12 protein-coding genes and 1 pseudogene are annotated in these 21,557 nt (G+C 28.8%); 8 read left to right on the top strand and 5 right to left on the bottom strand.

The features are described 5' to 3' along the window. Positions 1–126 precede the first annotated feature (126 nt). The 4 genes from N5A56_RS11860 (at position 127) to N5A56_RS11845 (ending at position 9,638) form a co-directional block, all read left to right on the top strand. Positions 127–924, top strand: coding sequence for a helix-turn-helix transcriptional regulator (locus tag N5A56_RS11860; RefSeq protein WP_274270428.1), 798 nt, complete (start codon positions 127–129; stop codon positions 922–924). A gap of 122 nt (positions 925–1,046) precedes the next feature. After that, positions 1,047–1,751: a hypothetical protein gene (locus N5A56_RS11855; protein WP_274270427.1), complete on the top strand. Its 705-nt coding sequence runs from the start codon at positions 1,047–1,049 to the stop codon at positions 1,749–1,751. 349 nt (positions 1,752–2,100) lie between these two features. Further along, complete coding sequence (locus N5A56_RS11850; RefSeq protein ID WP_265725641.1) at positions 2,101–8,202, top strand: leucine-rich repeat domain-containing protein; 6,102 nt, start codon at positions 2,101–2,103, stop codon at positions 8,200–8,202. A gap of 386 nt (positions 8,203–8,588) precedes the next feature. Beyond that, a complete protein-coding gene (locus N5A56_RS11845; RefSeq protein ID WP_265725640.1) occupies positions 8,589–9,638 on the top strand; it encodes a P-loop NTPase family protein in 1,050 nt (349 codons plus the stop codon). Between the two features lie 13 nt (positions 9,639–9,651). Here the strand turns inward: N5A56_RS11845 and N5A56_RS11840 are convergent, their stop codons facing one another. The 4 genes and pseudogenes from N5A56_RS11840 to pyrH form a co-directional block, all read right to left on the bottom strand. Further along, positions 9,652–10,380, bottom strand: coding sequence for a LuxR C-terminal-related transcriptional regulator (locus N5A56_RS11840; RefSeq protein ID WP_265725639.1), 729 nt, complete (start codon positions 10,378–10,380; stop codon positions 9,652–9,654). Between the two features lie 202 nt (positions 10,381–10,582). Beyond that, positions 10,583–12,954: pseudogene (locus tag N5A56_RS11835) on the bottom strand (efflux RND transporter permease subunit). Positions 12,955–13,050: 96 nt separating this feature from the next. Then, complete coding sequence (frr, locus tag N5A56_RS11830) at positions 13,051–13,605, bottom strand: ribosome recycling factor (protein WP_265725638.1); 555 nt, start codon at positions 13,603–13,605, stop codon at positions 13,051–13,053. A gap of 26 nt (positions 13,606–13,631) precedes the next feature. Then, entirely contained in the window at positions 13,632–14,339 is a 708-nt protein-coding gene (pyrH, locus tag N5A56_RS11825) for a UMP kinase (protein ID WP_265725637.1), read from the bottom strand. A 212-nt stretch (positions 14,340–14,551) separates the two neighbouring features. Between pyrH and tig the strand changes: the two genes are divergently transcribed. From tig to dnaG, 4 genes are all read left to right on the top strand, one after another. Next, complete coding sequence (gene tig, locus N5A56_RS11820) at positions 14,552–15,874, top strand: trigger factor (protein WP_265725636.1); 1,323 nt, start codon at positions 14,552–14,554, stop codon at positions 15,872–15,874. 160 nt (positions 15,875–16,034) lie between these two features. Continuing rightward, the gene (gene clpP / locus N5A56_RS11815) at positions 16,035–16,694 is read left to right on the top strand and encodes an ATP-dependent Clp endopeptidase proteolytic subunit ClpP (protein ID WP_265725635.1); all 660 of its coding nucleotides are present in this window, start codon (positions 16,035–16,037) and stop codon (positions 16,692–16,694) included. A 59-nt stretch (positions 16,695–16,753) separates the two neighbouring features. Continuing rightward, entirely contained in the window at positions 16,754–17,989 is a 1,236-nt protein-coding gene (gene clpX / locus N5A56_RS11810) for an ATP-dependent Clp protease ATP-binding subunit ClpX (protein ID WP_265725634.1), read from the top strand. A gap of 120 nt (positions 17,990–18,109) precedes the next feature. Further along, positions 18,110–20,134, top strand: coding sequence for a DNA primase (gene dnaG, locus N5A56_RS11805; protein ID WP_265725633.1), 2,025 nt, complete (start codon positions 18,110–18,112; stop codon positions 20,132–20,134). 628 nt (positions 20,135–20,762) lie between these two features. Here dnaG and nadE read toward each other — a convergent pair. Continuing rightward, on the bottom strand, positions 20,763–21,551 hold the full coding sequence (gene nadE / locus N5A56_RS11800; protein ID WP_265725631.1) for an NAD(+) synthase: 789 nt from the start codon (positions 21,549–21,551) through the stop codon (positions 20,763–20,765). Positions 21,552–21,557 lie beyond the last annotated feature (6 nt).

The raw sequence follows: 21,557 nt of genomic DNA, 5'->3' as shown, positions 1-21,557 counted from the left end.
TAAGATTTTCATAAATTTTATGGTTTTTTATTGCTCTTAATTTAATTTTTGTTTTCGTATTTGCAAAAGAAAAATTATATTTAGAACGGATAATAAAAAACAAAAAAGTAGAGATTTTTTTAGAATATGAATGTTTATAAAGGCCCTTATTTAGAGATAAAATTTGAAGAAGAGAACCAAAGGTTTATTAATTATTGGAAATCTACACCTAACAATATAGAAGAGTTTAAAAGCGAGTTGTTAGTTTATTTAAGTTGCTTAGAAAAATTTAATCCAATTCAAATTATCTGGTTGCAACAAAATTTTAAGCATCAAATAGATGATGAGACAAAAATTTGGGTAGAAATAAATATTTTAAGACCAAGGTTTGAAAAAGGGTATATAAAAATTGATAAAGAGGGGTATCATCCAATTGCTTTTGTAGTTGGACAAGACGTGCTTTCTCATATGGAAGTTATGGGTGTTTTTGATGAACCTAACCCAAGTGTTTTTAAACCTAAACACTTTGCAACAGAACAAGAAGCTCGAGATTGGTTAAATCATAAATTGATTGATTTAAAAGCAGAACCAAAAAACAAAACAAGTACAGAAATTGCTTATAAAGGTTTAGATGAAGATGGTAATGCTATCATTGAAATTAAAAAATCTGCAACAGATATTGCAAACACAATAAAATCTTTTAAAAGAGCTCTAGAAGAAAATGATTTTATAAAATCGAATGTAGAAAAATATGCATCTTTAACAAAAAGAGAAAAAGAGGTTTTAAAATTATTATCTAAAGGAGGTAAACAAAAAGAGATTGCAGAAGAACTTTTTATTTCTACACATACCTTAAGAGAGCATTGGAAAAAAATAAAGCAAAAACTTGATGTTCAGAACACGAATGAGTTGATAAAGTACTCAATTGCTTTTCAGTCTAAATAGTTTATTATAAGTAACTTATTTTAAATATACCTATAAATAGGTATTGATTTACGCAGTTTTATTTTCTAGTTTTGGATAAAATAAAAAAATAAAGCCATGAAAAAAATGAAACATTACTTCTGTTGAATAATTTTTATAGATTTAAAATACTTCTACTATCATTATTTTTAGTTTTTTTTAGTTGTGAAACATTAGAAGATGATTCTGATATTTATAATCCGCCATCAGATACAGGGAATAGCAATAGTAGTAATTGGTCGAATGGATATTGGTTAAAATCATCTGGTAATACTTATATGGATTTAAGTAATTCTGTACCCGTATTTTGTGCTAATGGCAATGTTGTTGGAGGTACTTATTCCGATTTAAGATGGGAAGATGCTAATACTGCCTTTTTTACTTTGTATAATAATGGAGATGAACGTATACTTAGAATTACAAAAAGCGGAAGCAATTTAATTCTCGCTCCTTGGGATGAAATATCACAATCTACAAATAATCCATCTACATATACACCTGTGAGTGATTTTCCTTGTTCGGGAAGTAACTCAGGAGGAGGAGGTGGAAACAATTCAACAACTGAAGGTAAGGTTGCTTTTTTTGTCAAATCGGATAAAGGGTGTGGAAACATTACTATTACTGTTGATGGAAATACCACAAAAACTATTAGTCAATATTATACTCAAGGAATAAATGGTTGTTCAGAAGGTACAATATTTACACTTTCACAAGGGTCACATAGTTTTACAGCTACTTGTGGTAATTATACATGGAGTTCTACTTTTACTATAACTGCAGATGGGTGTTTAACATTTGAATTAACCTAAAAAGTTGTTTTTTAAAGTATATAATAGCTTTGTTTAATTTTTAGAAGGGTTTTATAAGTTCTAAAAAATAATAATTTGTTATAGTTAAAAAAAGAGTATTTTTTTACTTAGGAAATAGAAAAAATATGCATCTATAAAAAAAGAGCAGATTTTTTTTGATGCATGTACTAAAAAATTGTATTGAAAAATATAAGTTAAAATACTGTAGTTTAGAGTGTTAATTAGTTTGTGAAGTGCTCAATTGCTTTTCAGTCTAAATAGTTGTAAAAGGCAAAATATACCTACTAGTAGGTATTTACTAATGTTTGTTTAATGATTAAATTTGGGAATTACCCTAAAAACAATCATTATGAAACTAAAATTACTACTTTTCCTTACGCTATTTAGTTTAGCCTTTCATGCGCAAGTTTCTCAAACAGAAAGACAAGCGTTAATAGATTTATACAATGCTACAGATGGCGATAATTGGACTAATAATACAAATTGGGATACAGACCCAAACTCTACTTCTGATGTTGCTACTTGGCAAGGAGTAACGGTTACATTGGTTAATGGACAACAACATGTTACAAGAATAAATTTAAATACTAATAATCTTTTAGGCACATTACCAGATGTTACAAATTTATCTGAATTACTCCGATTAGAAATTGCAAACAATCTAATATCAGATGTATTAGATATTACCAAATTTCCTAATACTCTTTCAGTTTTAAGGTTGTCAAATAACGCTCTTACAGGTTCTTTTCCAGATTTTTCTTCTCTAACCAATTTAAACGTTCTTTATTTAGATAACTTAAAAGTTACTGGAACTGTTTCTGAAAATAATTTTCCAAACGCCATTACAGGAATTGTAATTGGCAATAATGACATTTCAGGGAGTTTAGATTTAAGTGTTTTTAATAGCTTATCTACTCTATTAGTAAACGATTCTGATATTGATTTTTTAAAAGTACCCAATAGTTTAAGTAATGGTTTAAGTACTAAAAATACTCCAAAGTTAGTGTTTATAGAATCAGCTACTCCAGCAAATTTTATAAATTTAACAAGTGATAGATTTGATTTAGGTTTACGAATAGTTGCTTACGATCAAGCAGATAAAACAGCTACACCAAATGCTTTAGAAAGAGAAGCTTTAAAAAAATTATATGCAAATAAATCATACACGTACGCAAATACTATAAAAAATGGGACAAACGATACAGAATGGCTAGAAATTGAAGTAATTAATGGTGAAACTAGAGTTACAGAAATTCATACAACAAGTTTGGCAATTAATGGCGCAATGCCTTCAGAAATAGGTGCATTTACAGAATTAACACATTTACATATACCAAGTTCAGGAATTAATAGTATTGCAACAGAAATTAAAAATGCAACTAAATTAAAAGAGTTGTATTTGAATAATAATTCAATAACTGCAATACCAACAGATTTTTATGATTTAGTAAATTTAAAAATACTAAATATTAGTAATAATCAAATACCTAGTTTAGATAGTAAATTAGGAGACTTCACTTCTTTAGAAGAGTTATATTTTAGCAATACCCAAGTAGATGTAATACCAACAACAATTGGTAATCTAAAAAAATTACAAATTTTAGAATTTGCTAATACCAAAATTACCTTATTACCACCAGAAATAGGTGGTTTGGTAGAATTAACACGTTTGGTAGCTGCACCTAATAGTATTGCAAGTATACCAAGTGAGTTTGGGCAATTAGCAAAACTTACCTATTTAGATTTTGCAAATTGTGAGCTATCTAACACACCAGCTGCATTTGCGAATTTAAAAGAACTAGAAACCTTATATTTAAACAACAACCAAATACAAGTGGTTGCTGGTTTAGGTGGTTTTACAAAATTAAAAGCCTTAAGATTACATAACAATAGGTTAGGAGAAGACAACCCAAATTTTAATACAGATTTACCAGAAGATATGTCTGACTTAGTGTTGTTAGAAGAGTTGACATTAAATAATAATCAATTAAAAAAACTACCTGCTAATATTGGTAATTTAATTAAATTAACAAAATTACCTTTAAATACTAACAGATTAAGTATACTACCAAATTCAATAGGAGGTTTAACAAGTTTAGAAGAGTTAAATTTAGTTGGTAATAAATTAACTGTTTTACCAGATGAGATAACTAATATCACAAGTTTAAAGAAATTAGAATTACAGAGTAATGAGTTTACTTCATTGCCATCTACCATTGGTAATTTATCAAACTTAGAAAGTATTAATGTTAATTATCAATCAAAGAGAGAGAATAATGTAACAATAAAAACCTTAACAAGTATTCCAGCTTCTACAAAAGATTTAATCAAGCTAGTTACATTTTATTCAGTAGGAAACAAAATTACAGGTTTGGTTGATTTAAGTGGTACAGATGTTTTACATCAATTAAATGTTTCAGACAATGAGATTTCAGATTTAAAATTAGGAGGATATCCAACAGGTTTTCAATCAAGATCTTATAATGTACGTCAAAATCCATTTATAACATGTATAGAAGTGCCAACAGCAGATATTACCAAATGGGAAGCAATACAAAGAGATAATGGAGTTGCCTTAAGTGATAGTTGTACAGGTTTTAGAGTTCCACAAAGTGAAAGAGAAGCATTAATAGCCGTTTATGAATCTATAGGAGGAGGAGATAGATTTACATTAAACAATTGGGATACAGATACCAGTAGGTTAACCAATGTTGGTTCTTGGGTTGGAGTAACTACAGCATTAATAGATGGGCAAAAACATGTTACAAAATTATCTTTATCAAATCAAGACACTCAAGGAGATGTGTCACCTTTAATAAAAGATTTACCAGAATTAACAGAGTTAGATTTATCTGGAAGTATTTACGTGAATCAAAGTGAAAATATACAAAGTCTGCCAAAAGAGATAGGTTTATTGAGTAAGTTAGAACGTTTTACAATGACCTATCAAGATTTGACTAGTTTACCAGAAGAGATAGGAGATTTAGATAACTTAACTTATTTATTTTTACGCAGTAATCAATTAACCACTTTACCATCAGGTATAGGAGGAATGGCAAAATTAGAAGAGTTGTATTTGCATGGTCAAGTAGAACATAAAAGTGGAGGCGTAGCAACATTAACGAGTTTACCAGAAGAGATAGGAAATATAGCAACATTAAAAAAACTAGAACTATCTAGTAATGGTCTTATAAGTCTACCTATTGGTATAGGTAATTTTGCTTCTTTAGAAGAGTTAAATTTAGTTGGTAATAAATTAACTGTTTTACCAGATGAGATAACTAATATCACAAGTTTAAAGAAATTAGAATTACAGAGTAATGAGTTTACTTCATTGCCATCTACCATTGGTAATTTATCAAACTTAGAAAGTATTAATGTTAATTATCAATCAAAGAGAGAGAATAATGTAACAATAAAAACCTTAACAAGTATTCCAGCTTCTACAAAAGATTTAATCAAGCTAGTTACATTTTATTCAGTAGGAAACAAAATTACAGGTTTGGTTGATTTAAGTGGTACAGATGTTTTACATCAATTAAATGTTTCAGACAATGAGATTTCAGATTTAAAATTAGGAGGATATCCAACAGGTTTTCAATCAAGATCTTATAATGTACGTCAAAATCCATTTATAACATGTATAGAAGTGCCAACAGCAGATATTACCAAATGGGAAGCAATACAAAGAGATAATGGAGTTGCCTTAAGTGATAGTTGTACAGGTTTTAGAGTTCCACAAAGTGAAAGAGAAGCATTAATAGCCGTTTATGAATCTATAGGAGGAGGAGATAGATTTACATTAAACAATTGGGATACAGATACCAGTAGGTTAACCAATGTTGGTTCTTGGGTTGGAGTAACTACAGCATTAATAGATGGGCAAAAACATGTTACAAAATTATCTTTATCAAATCAAGACACTCAAGGAGATGTGTCACCTTTAATAAAAGATTTACCAGAATTAACAGAGTTAGATTTATCTGGAAGTATTTACGTGAATCAAAGTGAAAATATACAAAGTCTGCCAAAAGAGATAGGTTTATTGAGTAAGTTAGAACGTTTTACAATGACCTATCAAGATTTGACTAGTTTACCAGAAGAGATAGGAGATTTAGATAACTTAACTTATTTATTTTTACGCAGTAATCAATTAACCACTTTACCATCAGGTATAGGAGGAATGGCAAAATTAGAAGAGTTGTATTTGCATGGTCAAGTAGAACATAAAAGTGGAGGCGTAGCAACATTAACGAGTTTACCAGAAGAGATAGGAAATATAGCAACATTAAAAAAACTAGAACTATCTAGTAATGGTCTAAATAATATACCAAGCTCTATTAATAACTTAATTAATTTAGATAATTTAAATATTAGCTATAATAATATATCTGGCTATTTAAATATTAGTAACCTTGATAAATTAGATAATTTAAATATTAGATATAATAATTTAAATGGATTAAAAATGAATCTTTCACCAACAGCTTTTGGAGGCACAAATGGGTCTTATAGTATTAAATTAAAAAGAAACGCACTAGGTTGTATAGAAGTACCAAGTGATGAATTGGTTTCTTGGCAATTATCTGGAGTAAATGAAGAAAAAGGTTATTTAGACAATGGTGTAATCTATTCAGACAATTGTAGCGCAGTAACTACTAATGCTATTCCAGATATAGAAAGAGAAGCATTAATTGCTTTATACAACAATACAAAAGGAACAGATTGGAAAAACGATTTATCCGGTTCTTATAACGGAGTAACTTGGGTTGCAGATGCTACGCAAAAAAGAAATGTAGGTGCTTGGTTTGGTGTAACAACGGCAATTATTAATGGGCAAAAACATGTTACAAAAGTTGAGTTAAATTCTAATAAATTAGATGGTACAATACCATCTGTAATTAAAAACCTAACTCAGTTAAAGGAGTTGGATTTTAATAATAATTCAGTTTCAGAAATTGCATCAGAAATTGGAGAGTTAACTAATTTAGAGCAGTTAACTTTTACAAGTCAATATAATTCAACGAATGCAGAATATGTTTTAAAAACAATTCCTGAAGAAATAAATAACATCACTTCTTTAAAAAGGTTAGAAATGTCTTCTAATCAATTAGAAGGTAATTTAGATTTTTCTAATTTAGTTAATTTAACCTCTTTACATATTTCTAGTAATCAAATTACAGGTTTAAAAATAGGGCTTTCACCTTCTGTTTTTGATAATGTAAGTCATGATGGATACAGAAATAATTTTAGTTTTTCAAGCAATCAATATTTAAACTGTATTGCTGTACCTCAAAATACAATTGCAGATTGGGAAGCAACAACCTTTGCTCAACAAAGACCTAATATTGTTTGGGGTCTAGATTGTAGTGCATATAACAATGTACCAGAAGGAGAAATACAAGCTTTGGTAGATATGTATAATAATTTAGATGGTGCAAATTGGACAAACAAAACTAATTGGACAGGAGATTTAGCAAAAGCAACAATAAACTCTCCTTATAACGCAACAAAATGGCAAGGTGTTACAACAGAAATTATTGACGGAGCTAAGCATATTTCTAGTATTAGTTTATCAAATAATAAATTAAAAGGAGAATTTTCTGCGAGTTTCGGTAATTTATCTAAACTTAAATATTTACAAATGAGTAGGAATGATTTAAGTGGAAGCATACCTGCAAGTTTTGGAAACCTAAGAGTATTAGAGGAAATTCATTTAAACAATAATCAATTAACAAGCTTACCAAGTGAGTTAAGCAATTTATCTAATTTAAAAACAGTTTATTTTCAAGACAATGAGTTATCTGGTAAAGTGCCAGATTTATCAGGAATTACTTCACTTCAAACATTGTATTTAAGTAGCAATAAGTTTCAGTTTGGTGATTTCGAAGATGAGTTTACAGATTATCAAAACTTAACAACTTTTATATATAATCCTCAAGCAAAAGTGGGTGTTGAAGAGGATAAAAGTTTTGGTACAAGTGGCTTTACTTTAGACGCGGAAGTTAATGGAGTTAATAATGAGTATCAATGGTATAAAAACGGAAGTAAAATAACAGAAGCAACAAATAAAACGTTAGAAATAACAGAAGCTTCTGCAACCGATAATGGTTATTATTTCTGTTATGTAACAAGTACTGTAGTTACTGGTTTAACCATACGAACAGAAAATGTAACATTAACCTATGATACAGCCTTATCCGTAGATAATAATGAGTTTTCTAAAGCAATTAAATTGTTTCCTAACCCAGTAAATGATATTCTACAAATTAGAAATTCTAATAATGTTGCAATTAACAAAATAGAGATATTTAATATTTTAGGAAAGAGTGTACAAGTTTTAAAAGAACCTAAAACGTCTATTAATGTTTCTAGTTTGCCAAAAGGAATTTATTTAATGAATATAGTTACAGAAAAAGGAGTAACAATAAAAAGAATAGTGAAAAAGTAGAAAGTAGTTTTTGATTTTTTGTTAGTAAAACCAGATGTTCTAAAAATCATCTGGTTTTTTTGGCTTAAATTTAGGCTTCTAGATTAATGCTATTCAATTAGCATGTTATACAATTTACATTTTATAATTTCGTGTACATATATGGTCACTTCGAGTAAAATTATTTGAAATGCAATGGAAAATAATTTTGTATCGAGAAGTTTTCGTTGCTAAATAGATTCTCTATACAATTTTTATTACGTTATCACTTCATAAAAACCACTCGAACTGAAAATGTGTAATATTTAATAGTACATCGTATTAATTAATCTTCAGTTAATCTCCTCAAAATTTTTTAAACATATTTTATCATCTACAATTTGTTATCTTTATAAGTAAAAAAGTGTATGAAAATTGTAAATAAAATTCCTTTTAAAAGAATTCTACAACAGTTAAAAGCAGATTTAATAGGAAAGGATTCTCATCGTGGAGTAACTTTAACTTATGCGTGGTTGGCAAATCAATTTGGGCATATTTCATTAGGATTTATACCAACATTCTTGCTTTTTTATTTTTTTGAGATAGAAGGAGTGCGAGCAGCTATTTATGTTTCAGGATTTTGGTTTTTGTTTGAGTTGTATAATTTCTTAGGGCCTTTGTTAAGTAAAAGAGAGTCCAATTCTGGTGTTCTTTTTGTACCAAAAAAGGAAAAATATATTTTTAAGCCTAAATGGATTAATGTGGCTTTTGATACCTTTACAGATGTGTGCTTTTTTACTTTAGGAAGCTTGTTATTTGCTTTTTGTATTTATAAGTTGAATAATAATAGTGTAATTATTGCTTTGATTCTTTTAGCTATTTATTTGGCATTTGCAACCAGGTATTGGTATGTAACAAAAATGTATCAGTTCTATGCAAGGTTCCCGTTTCAGTTTCGTTTAAGCCAATGGAATTTTATAATTTCTAGCTTAGATAAATTAAAAGTAGATCGTTTTTTATCAACTAAAAATAACGGAAATCATCTTTTAATTTATGGATCTTTAAATACAGGTAAAACCAGCTTAGGAGTTGGTGTTTTAAATGAATTAAGTATAAAAAATAATAGTTGTTTGTATGTGAATGCAATTAAAATGTTTAACTATTTCTTTAAAGAACAAGATGATGTTTTAGAAAGTCATGAAATTTGGAATTGGAAAACTGCAAGTTTTTTAATGATTGATGACATAAATCCTAGTGAACCAATTCAGGAAGAATTAATCTCACCTAAGAAGTTGTTAAGTTTTATTGATACTCTAAAACCTAAAAATAAAGAAAACAGAGAGTTACTAAAAACTAAAAATATTATTTGGGTGCTTGGAAGTAAGCAGAATTTAGTTGATGAAAATAAAGATAAATGGAAGGATATGTTAGTTGATATAGGAATTGAAGAAAGTAAAATTGTTACTATAAATTTATAAACGAAAAACTAATTTATAATATATAATTATCATAAGAAAAGCTAATAAGGTGTGGTAAACTTTTTACATTAAACCTCTTATATAAAGGAATAATTCTTTTCTCGATTGCAGATTGACTTACATTGAGTTTGTTAGCAATTTCTTTGGAAGCAAAACCTTTTGCAGCTAATTCTAATGCTTCTTTTTCTTTTCTTGATATAGCCAGTTGATTAAATAATTGTTCATTAAGAGATTCTTCAAAACTAGATGTTTCAGGGCCAAAAGCAGCATATTGCATAATATTACCTAATTTTCTCGAATGAATTCTTTCAGATATACCAATAACTTCTAGTATGTTTCCATTATGAGATTTATAAATACCAACTCTAGAGAATAGTGGTATTATATCTCCGTTTTTATGAATTTTTTCAACTTCGAGAGTAAAACTATACTTATCTAAATTAAGATTTATATTTTTTAAAAACTGTAAAGCTTTATCATTTAATTCGTTTGAGAAGTTAAAGTGCCTTTTAGATGTACTTTCAATAATTTTTAATAAAGTAATTTCTACATCTTCGTAACCTAATAGATCTTTCCAACCATTAGCAAAAACCATTCTGTTTTTTTCAAAGGAATAAATATAAACAGCTTGACCAATAAATTGTGGTACTTTATTACTGTATTCTTTGTATACAGGGTCGTTAGAGTCAAAAGGAATGTTTGAAACTCTTTCGCGTGTATATTTCCCAAAATCATTTTCCATTCTACAATATACTAAAACTGCGTAAAAACACAGTTGATTTAAGGTTAATATTACCTTAATTTTGTTTTAAAGTGCTATGATTATTAAAAGTTAAGAAAATTGCTATGAAAAATAATTTTAACTAATTGAAAAAGATTTAAGTTCCCCAATTTAAAAATAGAAGAAAAACCTTTACTAGCTCAAGTTAGTAAAGGTTTTTTGTTTATTGAATCTTCTCCTCTTTTGGAGGTATAATTTTTAATTTAGGTTCTTTAAATACTTTCTTGTTTGCAATTTTCTTCTCAAAAGTTAATAATAAAGAAGGTAGTAGTAGTAAGTTAGAAACCATTGCTAATAATAAGGTAATGGAAACTAATCCTCCTAAAGCAATAGTACCTCCAAAACTAGATAAGCAGAATACAAGAAAACCAAAAAACAAAACGATAGATGTGTAAAACATACTTACACCAGTTTCTCGTAAGGCTGCATAAACAGAAGGTTTAATTTTCCACTTGTTTGCGATGAGTTCTTGTCTGTATTTAGCTAAAAAGTGAATTGTATCGTCTACAGAAATACCAAATGCAATACTAAATACTAAAATTGTAGATGGTTTTATAGGAATATCAAAAAAGCCCATTAATCCTGCTGTAATAAGTAAAGGAAGAATGTTTGGTAGCAAAGAAATTAAAATCATTTGTGGCGATCTAAACATCCAAGCCATAAAAATTGCGATTAATAAAATGGCAAGTGACAAAGAAAAAACTAAATTTTTAATTAGATAGTTAGTACCTTTTATAAAAACTAAAGCTTTACCCGTAATGGAAACTGTATATTTTTCTGATGGAAATTCTTTTTTAATAACCGCCTTTAAACGCTCTTGAATAACATCCATTTTATCGGTACCAATATCTTTCATAAAGGTTGTTATTCTTGCATAACGACCAGTTGAGTCAACAAAATTCTTTAACATTCCTGCATCACTATTCGAGTTTTTAGTGTACGAAAAAATATAACTTTGTTCTTGACTAGTTGGTAATTGATAATATCTTGGGTTTCCTTTATAGTAAGCTTGCTTAGAGTATTTAACTAGATTTACTACAGAAACAGGTTTAGATAGTTCAGGGAAAGTTTCTATGGTTTCATTAATTTTATCCATCTTTTTTAAGGTGGATAATTTCATTACTCCTTTGTCTTTTTTAGTATCAATTAAAATCTCTAAAGGCATAATACCACCAAATTCTTTTTCAAAGAATTTAATGTCTTTATAGAAGCTCATGCTTTTAGGCATATCTTCTATTAAACTTCCAGAAACTCTAATTTTATAGACACCTATAATACCTAAGATAATGATTACAACTGTGGCTATGTATATAGAAATTCTTTGTTCTCTAACGGTTCTTTCCATCCAATCCACAACATTTTCAATCCATTTTCTTTCTAGATGATTTAAATGTTTCTTTTTAGGAAGTGGCATAAAACTATAAATAATAGGAATAATTAATAGTGCCAAAATAAAAATACTAATGATGTTTACAGAAGCTAAGATTCCGAATTCACGTAATAAGTTACTTTTTACAAAAACAAAAGTTGCAAAACCAGATGCAGTTGTAATATTTGTCATTAAAGTTGCATTACCAATTTTAGAAATTACACGTTGTAAAGCTTTAGCTTGATGACCATGTTTTTTTATTTCTTGCTGATATTTATTGATAAGAAAAACAGCATTTGGTACACCAATAACAATAATTAATGGCGGTATTAGTGCAGATAAAACTGTAATTTCATATCTAAACAAACCTATAAAACCAAGTGCCCAAGTAACACCAATAGATACTACTAGAAGTGTAATAAAAGTAGCTCTAAACGATCTGAAAAAGAAAAAGAAAATAACAGCAGTAATACCAAGTGCACCACCAACAAAAAGAATAATTTCATCTTGTATATTTTGTGCATTTACAGTTCTAATGTAAGGCATTCCAGAAATACGAACATCTAAGTTGTTTTCTTTCTCGAATTTTTCGATAGTAGGTATAAGTTTGTAAAAAATGAAATCTCTACGAGCCGGAGTATTTATGATTTCTTTCTTAATATAAATAGCAGTTTGAAGAGTTCCTGTTTCTTTATTGAATAATAAGTTGTCATAAAAAGGAAGTTTTTCGAAAAGTTGTTTTTTTATTTCAAGTACTTCCTTTTTTGTAGATGGATCTTTTTCATACAAAGGTTCTAAAACAAATTTTCTTTTTTTCTGTCTGCTTTTAATTTTTTTACATCAGCTATAGATACTGTAAAGTCTATTTCGTTAAGGTTTTCAAACTCATTAACTAAGTTGTTCCATGCGTTAAATTTTTTAGGAGTAAAAACAGTAGAATCTTTTATTCCAAGAATAACAAGATTACCTTCTTCTCCAAAAATCTCTAAAAATTTATTGTATTCTAAATTTGCTTCATGGTTTTCTGGAAGCAAATTTGCTTCTGTATATGAAAACTTCATGTACTTTATTTGAGAAGCTAACAAACCAGTAATTATGGCGATAAATAATAAAACCAAGTAGCGGTTTCTTAAAATAATACCAGCAACTTTTGTCCAGAAATTCATTTAAAAAAATTTATGCAAAGGTAATTAAATTGTACTTGTGATTTAGCCAAAAAAAAGAGTGTTTTTAACACTCTTTTTTTGGCTTTAATATAAAACTTATACAGTCATAATCTCTTTCTCTTTAACAGAAAGTATTTCTTCAATGTTTTTTACAAACGTGTCTGTCATTTTTTGAACATCTCCTTCTGCAATTTTTTTCATGTCATCAGAAATATCTGTTTTTTTGATGTCGTTATTAGCATCTTTTCTGGCATTTCTAATTCCAACTTTAGCATGTTCAGCTTCCGCTTTTGCTTGTTTAGCTAAACCAATTCTACGTTCTTCTGTTAAAGGTGGTACATTAATCATAATAATATCACCATTATTCATTGGGTTTAAACCTAAGTTTGCAATTTGTATTGCCTTTTCAATGTTTTGCAACATGTTTTTTTCCCAAGGCTGAATACTTAAGGTTCTAGGGTCTGGAGTATTAACATTTGCTACTTGAGCTAATGGAGTTTGAGAACCATAATAATCTACCATTACAGTACCTAGCATTGCTGGTGTTGCTTTACCTGCTCTAATAGATCGTAATTCTTTTTCTAAATGCGTAACAGCATTTACCATTGCTTCTTTAGCAGTATCTAAAATAAATTCAATTTCTTCGTTCATCTTTTAAAATTTAAAGATTTTGATTATTAATTGTCAACTATTGTACCAATTTTGTCTCCAGAAACTAATTTTAATAAGTTTCCGTTTGTATTCATATCAAAAACGATAATTGGTAAGTTGTTTTCTTCACTTAATGTAAAAGCAGTCATATCCATTACTTTTAAACCTTTATCAATAACTTCTTTAAAAGTAATTGTTTCAAATTTAACTGCATCTTTATTTTTTTCAGGATCTAAATTGTAAATGCCATCTACTCTTGTTCCTTTTAAAATAGCATCTGCATCAATTTCGATTGCTCTTAAAACGGCAGCAGTGTCTGTAGTAAAATAAGGATTACCTGTTCCTGCTCCAAATATTACAACACGCCCTTTTTCTAAATGACGAATTGCTTTTCTTTTAATATATGGTTCTGCAACTTCTTTAATTTCTAGAGCAGTTTGCAAGCGAGTTTTAACTTCTTGGTCTTCTAAGGCACTTTGTAAAGCTAAACCATTAATACAAGTAGCTAGCATACCCATATGATCTCCTTGTACACGATCCATACCATTAGCAGCTCCTGCAACACCTCTAAAAATGTTTCCGCCACCAATTACTATAGCAACTTCTATTCCTTTAGCTACTACTTCTTTAATCTCTTTTGCATATTCAGAAAGACGTTTTGGATCTATACCATATTGTCTATCACCCATTAAAGCTTCACCACTTAATTTTAAAAGAATTCTTTTGTATTGCATTTAGTTTGTTGTTTGAAGATTCCGTTTGTTTTTGGAATAAGTTATGCAAAATTACGTATTTTTTTATTTTTTATAAATACCAAAGACAGTTTTGATTTATAATTTTTATAGGAAAACGAATTTGCTGAAATAGAAGTGTTTAAACCTTTGTAAGATTAATAATAATTGATTAATTTTGCACTCGATTTTTTAAGAAATATAGATTAGACGAAATGAATATTACAAAAGAGAACATAGATGCGTTAAATGCAGTTATAACAGTAGATATAGTTGCAGATGATTATCAAACAAAAGTAACAAGTTTATTAACAGATTATCGTAAAAAAGCAGATATTCCTGGTTTTAGAAAAGGTCATGTACCAATGGGGATGATTAAAAAACAATACGGGAAATCTATAATGATGGATGAGGTTAATAAGCTTTTACAAGAGTCTTTAAATAAATATTTAACAGAAGAAAAATTAGATATTTTAGGAAATCCTTTACCAAGAGTAAAAGAAGACTTTAATTGGGATGCAGATAAATTTTCTTTTGAATTTGAAATAGGTTTAGTACCACAGTTCGAAGTAGATTTAAAAGCAAAACACAAGGTTAAAGAATACAAAATTGTTGCTAAAGATGATTTGCTTGAGGAAGAAGTAAAAAACATTCAAACTCGTTATGGTAAAATGAGTCCGTTAGAAACAGCAACAGAACATTCTAACGTTACTGGAACTTTTGTTAATGAAGAAAAAGGGATTAATAAAAAGTCTACTTTCTTAGTAAATGATCTTAAAGGAAAGAAAAACGAAAAGAAAGTTATTGGAGCTAAAGTTGGTGATGTAATAGAATTAGATACTAAGAAATTATTTGAAGACGATCATAAATTGCAACATATTTTAGGTGTTGAACATGATGTAATTCATGATTTAGATGTAACTGTTTCTTTAACTGTAGAAGAAATTACTAAAACTGAACCTGCAGATTTAGACAAAGAATTATTCGATAAGTTATTCGCAGATGGAAGTGTTTCTTCTGTAACAGAATTAAAAGAAAAAATTAAAGAAGATGCAGAAAAACAATTTAAACAACAAGGAGATCAGCAGTTATTAAATGCAATCACTGAGTTTTTAATTGAAAGCACAAAATTCGATTTACCAGTTGAGTTTTTAAAGAAATGGTTAGCAACAGCAGGTGAAAAAGCATTATCTCCAGAAGAAGCAGCTGCAGAATTTGAAAAATCTGAAAAAGGTTTACGTTACCAATTAATCGAAGGTAAGATTATGAAGGATAACGACATCAAATTAGATTATAAAGAATTGGTTGATTATGCAAAAGGATTCATCCGAACGCAAATGGCTCAATTTGGTAATATGAATCCTGAAGAAAAAGAATTGGATGATATTGCTGGTAGAATTTTACAAAACCAAGAAGAAGCTCAGAAATTACAATCTCAATTAATTAGCCAGAAAATGATGGCTTTCTTTAAAGAGAATATGAGTTTTAAAAACAAAGAAGTTTCTTACGAAGAGTTTGTTAAAGAAGTATATAAATAACAGTTAAAACTATAACTGTAACTAAACTTTGTTTTCTAAATAAAGTTAAAAAAGATAAAACCTGAATTATTTAATTCAGGTTTTTTTAGTAGAATACATTAACAAAAAAGTAACAAATAGTTTCTTACCTTTACAATTCAAATATTAAATAGATTAAGAGATGGATTACGGAAAAGAATTTGAAAAATACGCAACAAAACATCACGGAATAAACAGTACATACTTTGGGAAAATAACAAGTAGTTTAACGCCATATATTATGGAAGAACGTCAAATGAATATTACTCAGATGGACGTTTTTTCTCGTTTAATGATGGATAGAATTATTTTTTTAGGAACAGGTATTAATGATCAAGTAGCAAATGTTATACAGGCTCAATTATTGTTTTTAGAAAGTGTAGATGCAAATAAAGATATTTCTATTTATATAAACTCACCAGGTGGTGGTGTTTATGCAGGTTTAGGTATATATGATACTATGCAATTTATAAAGCCAGATGTTGCTACAATTTGTACTGGAATGGCAGCTTCTATGGGAGCCGTTTTAATGTGTGCTGGTCAAGCCGGTAAGCGTTCTGCTTTACCACATTCAAGAATTATGATTCACCAACCTTTAGGTGGCGCTCAAGGGCAAGCTTCTGATATTGAGATAACTGCAAGAGAAATTTTAAAGTTAAAAGATGAATTGTATGCAATTATTGCAAATCATTCTGGACAAACAATAGAAAAAGTACATAATGATTCTGATAGAGATTACTGGATGAAAGCAGATGAAGCTAAGAATTACGGTATGATAGATGAAATTTTAGCAAGAAAATAATACGCAATTAGCTATTTATAAGTCTGTTAGAACAAACGAATAGCAAAAAGCCAAATTAAATGTCAAAGGAAGAAATTTTAGAGTGTTCATTTTGTGGACGAAAAAAAGCAGAAACAGACTTGTTAATTGCAGGTATGGATGCCCATATATGTGATAAATGTATTGAACAAGCTCATGGTATTGTAGAAGAAGAAATCTCTGATGCAAAATCGAGTAACTTGTCTAAAGACTTAACACTTAAAAAGCCATTAGAAATTAAAGATTTTTTAGACCAATATATTATTGGTCAGTTAGAAACAAAAAGAGCTATGGCAGTTGCGGTTTATAATCATTATAAACGTTTGTTGCAAACTAAAGAAGATGATGATGTTGAAATTGAAAAATCGAACATTATTTTAGTAGGAGAAACTGGTACAGGAAAAACATTGGTAGCAAAAACAATTGCTAGAATGTTAAATGTTCCTTTTTCTATAGTAGATGCCACAGTTTTAACCCAAGCAGGTTATGTTGGTGAAGATGTAGAAAGTATTTTAAGTAGATTGTTACAAGCAGCGGACTACGATGTAGAGAAAGCTCAAAGAGGAATTGTATTTATTGATGAAATAGATAAAATTGCACGTAAAGGAGATAATCCATCAATTACTAGAGATGTTTCTGGAGAAGGTGTTCAGCAAGCTTTATTAAAGTTATTAGAAGGAACGGTTGTAAATGTTGCTCCTAAAGGAGGTAGAAAACACCCAGAACAAAAATTTATAGAAGTAGATACAAAAGACATCTTATTTATTGCAGGTGGAGCTTTTTCTGGAATAGATAGATTAATTAGTAAGCGTTTAAATATGCAAGCAGTAGGTTTTGGAGCTTCTTTAGATGAAGATAAAGTAGATCAAGAAAACTTATTACAGTATATTATTCCGTCAGATTTAAAGTCTTTTGGACTTATTCCGGAAATTATTGGTCGTTTACCGGTGTTAAGTTATATGAACCCTTTAGATGCTAAAACATTAAGAGCAATTTTAACTGAGCCTAAAAATTCGATTATTAAGCAATATGCTAAGTTATTTGTAATGGATGATGTTGAGTTTACCATTACAGAAGGTGCTTTAACTTATATAGTTGATAAAGCTGTAGAATATAAATTAGGAGCAAGAGGTTTAAGATCTTTATGTGAAGCTATATTTACAGATGCAATGTTTGATTTACCTAGTTCTGATGAAAAAGAATTTAAAGTAACCAAAAATTATGCTGAAGCAAAATTAACTAAAACTGCTTTAAAGAAATTAAGAGCAGCTTCGTAATTATAAAACAATACAGAATATAAACCTCACTAAATTCTATTAGTGAGGTTTTTTAATTTTAAGATTTATCAGAAACAAGGTTTTCTTATATTTGTTTTCACTTTCCAATCTATCCAAAAAATGATTTCTAGAAGTACTATAGACCGCGTTTTCGAATCTGCAAGAGTAGAAGAGGTTATTGGCGAATTTGTGCAATTAAAAAAAGCAGGTAGTAATTTTAAAGGATTAAGTCCTTTTACAGATGAAAAATCACCATCATTTATGGTGTCTCCTGTGAAACAAATTTGGAAAGATTTTTCTACAGGAAAAGGAGGTAATGCAGTTTCATTTTTAATGGAGCATGAGCATTTTTCTTATCCAGAAGCCTTAAAATGGTTAGCAAAAAAGTACAATATAGAAATAGAAGAAACAGAGCAAACTTCCGAAGAAAAAGCTCAGATGGATGAACGAGAAAGCATGTTTTTGGTTTCTACTTTTGCTAAAGATTATTTTAACAATTTAATGTTAAACACTAATCAAGGAAAAGCTATTGGTTTATCTTATTTTAAAGAAAGAGGTTTTAGAGATGATACTATAAATAAATTCGAACTAGGTTATTGTTTAGACGAGTGGGATAATTTTACAAAAGCTGCATTAGCAAAAGGATATGATTTAAAATATTTAGCAGCAACAGGTTTAAGTATTGTAAAAGAAAACAGGCAATTTGATCGTTTTAAAGGGCGGGTGTTGTTCCCTATACACTCAATGTCTGGTCGTATTTTAGGTTTTGGAGGTAGAATATTAACTGCGGATAAAAAAGCTGCTAAGTATTTAAACTCACCAGAAAGTGATATCTATCATAAAAGTAAAATTCTATACGGAATTTATCAAGCTAAAAAAGAAATTGCTAAACAAGATAATTGTTTTTTAGTAGAAGGTTATACAGATGTAATTTCTTTTCATCAATCTGGAGTAGAGAATGTTGTAGCTTCTTCTGGTACAGCATTAACTTCAGATCAAATTAGATTGGTTAATAGGTTAACTAAAAATATTACTGTTTTATTTGATGGAGATGCTGCAGGAATTAGAGCTTCCATACGTGGAATTGATTTGATTTTAGAGCAAGGAATGAACGTTAAAGTAGTTCAGTTTCCTGATGGAGAAGATCCCGATAGTTTTGCAAAATCTCATTCAGACTTAGAGTTAAAAGAATATCTAGAAGATTCTGCACAAGACTTTATCAATTTTAAAGTATCACTTTTATTAAAGGATTCAAATAATGATCCCATAAAAAAAGCAACTGTTATAAGAGATATTGTAAGTAGTATTTCTAAAATTCCAGACGGAATTCAGAGAGAAGTCTACGTACAAGAGTGTGCAAGAATTATGGATATTTCAGAACGTGTTTTGTTTAGCGAATTAGCTCAGTTATTAAGTAAAGAAAAAGCTTCTAGAAATAAAAAAAGTAATATTAAATCTAATACAAATTCAAATATAGACCCAAACCAGCCTCCTCCTGAGTATTTTATGGAGCAAGAGCAAGCACAAATGGGTTTAGTAAAAGGTGGGCAAGTAACTTCCCAGAAAATAGACCAACTTTCTATTCTTGAAAATGAAATTATAAGAATTTTATTGTTATATGGTAATGAAGAGGTAGACTTTTCTGAAGAGGTTGTAACAGTTGATGATAATGGAAATGATATAGTTTCTATCAGAAAATATCAGAATTTAGTTTCATCGGAAATATATGTTCATTTACAAGATGATGAAATTGAATTTTCTAACCATACTTTTCAAGAAATTTATACAGAAATTATTCATCAATTAAATCAATTAGAAAAATTAAATATCGATGGTTTAATAAACCATAAAAACCAAGAAATTTCAACGATTGTAACTTCTGTTTTAATGGAAAAAGAAAATCCGAATAGGCAATTAAGTGATTGGGAAGGCCAAAATATTGTTGTTACAAGTACTTTAGAAGTGTTAAATAAGGCTGTTAATGATGCAGTTTTTAACCTGAGGAGAGTTTTAATTGGAGAAAAGATTGAAGAGTTAATGAATGAAGCTATGCAAAGTGAGTCTAAAAATATAGATTTAGAAATGATAAAAAGTTATACAGACTTAAAAATGAGGCTTTACGATAAATTAAATAGAGTTGTTTAATTATAGTATTTATAATTTTAATAAGTCTAAATATTACTTTTATAAAAATAAATGTCTTTAGTTGCAATATTGGTAAAACTAATACTAATTTCTTATGTTTTTTCTTTAAAAAGATAGCGTAATTAAGATTATTATATCTTTCTTTTGTTGGTTTTAAGGCTTTTGTAATGTTATTAAATTGTAAAAAAGGGGTTTTTCCTATTAATACTGTTTTATAGATTAATTAGTTTTTATGTATATTTGCATAAGAAAAAGAAAAATTAAGTTATGAAAAGACTACTACAAATTTTAAAAATCATTCAATTATTTATATTGCTACCGTTCGAAATCTCTAAAGGATTTAAAAGAAGAGCGTATATGAGAATAAAAAAAATGATGATTGCTGCTAACTTACTATAGTAAGTTATAATAAATAAAAAAAGCCTTAACTAAAATTGTTAAGGCTTTTTTTATTTATTGTGACTAATTTATTTAAATGCGTCTTATACTTGTAAAGTGTCTTTAAATGAACCAATTTTTTAAAATTATAAAAATCGTATTACTTTTTCTTTTATTACCAATAGATATTTGTAGAGGTTCAAAGAAAAAAGCCTATATGAGAATTAAAAAACTTATGATTTCTGCTAATTTACTTTAAACCTAGAGGTAATTCACAAACTGGAATAGCAACCATTTTATGTTGATTAATAGTATTTAATCTATTGTAAATTTTAAAAACTTCTTCTTCTCTTCCAGAAAAATCATTAACTTTTTTTCCTTGATCTTGCATTTTCATAGCCCATTCTAACTCATCGTAAGAAGCTCCAATCTGGTCTTCATCAGTTCTGCTGTCTCCAAATAAACCGTCTGTAGGTTGCGCTTCTTGTATAGAATTTGGAACTCCTAAATAGGCAGATAGTTCATATACTTCCGATTTCATTAAATCTGCAATCGGACTTAAGTCTACGCCACCATCACCATATTTTGTATAAAAACCAACACCAAAATCTTCTACTTTGTTTCCTGTTCCTGCCACTAAAAGACCATGAATACCTGCTAAATAATATAAAGATGTCATTCTTAATCTAGCTCGTGTGTTTGCTAAAGATAAATCTACTTTAGCTTTGTTGTTAACTTTAGGAACTATATTTTTAAATTCTTCGAAAGTAGAAGTTAAATCAGTTCTAACCTCGGTTACATTATTAAATTGTTTTTTTAATTGTTTAATATGCTCTTCTGCTCTTGAAACCTGACTTTTGGCTTGGTGGATAGGCATTTCTACACAAAGTGTTGGTAAACCTGTTTTTGCACATAAGGTTGAAGTTAGTGCAGAATCAATACCTCCAGAAACCCCAACAACAAAACCATTAACTTTTGCATTAGTTGCATATTCTTTTAACCAATTTATTATATACTCCGCTACTTTTTCAGTGTTCATTGATAA

It is taken from the genome of Polaribacter ponticola (assembly GCF_026191475.2).
Classification (GTDB): Bacteria; Bacteroidota; Bacteroidia; order Flavobacteriales; family Flavobacteriaceae; genus Polaribacter; species Polaribacter ponticola.
This window is presented reverse-complemented; position numbering and strand designations above follow the sequence as displayed.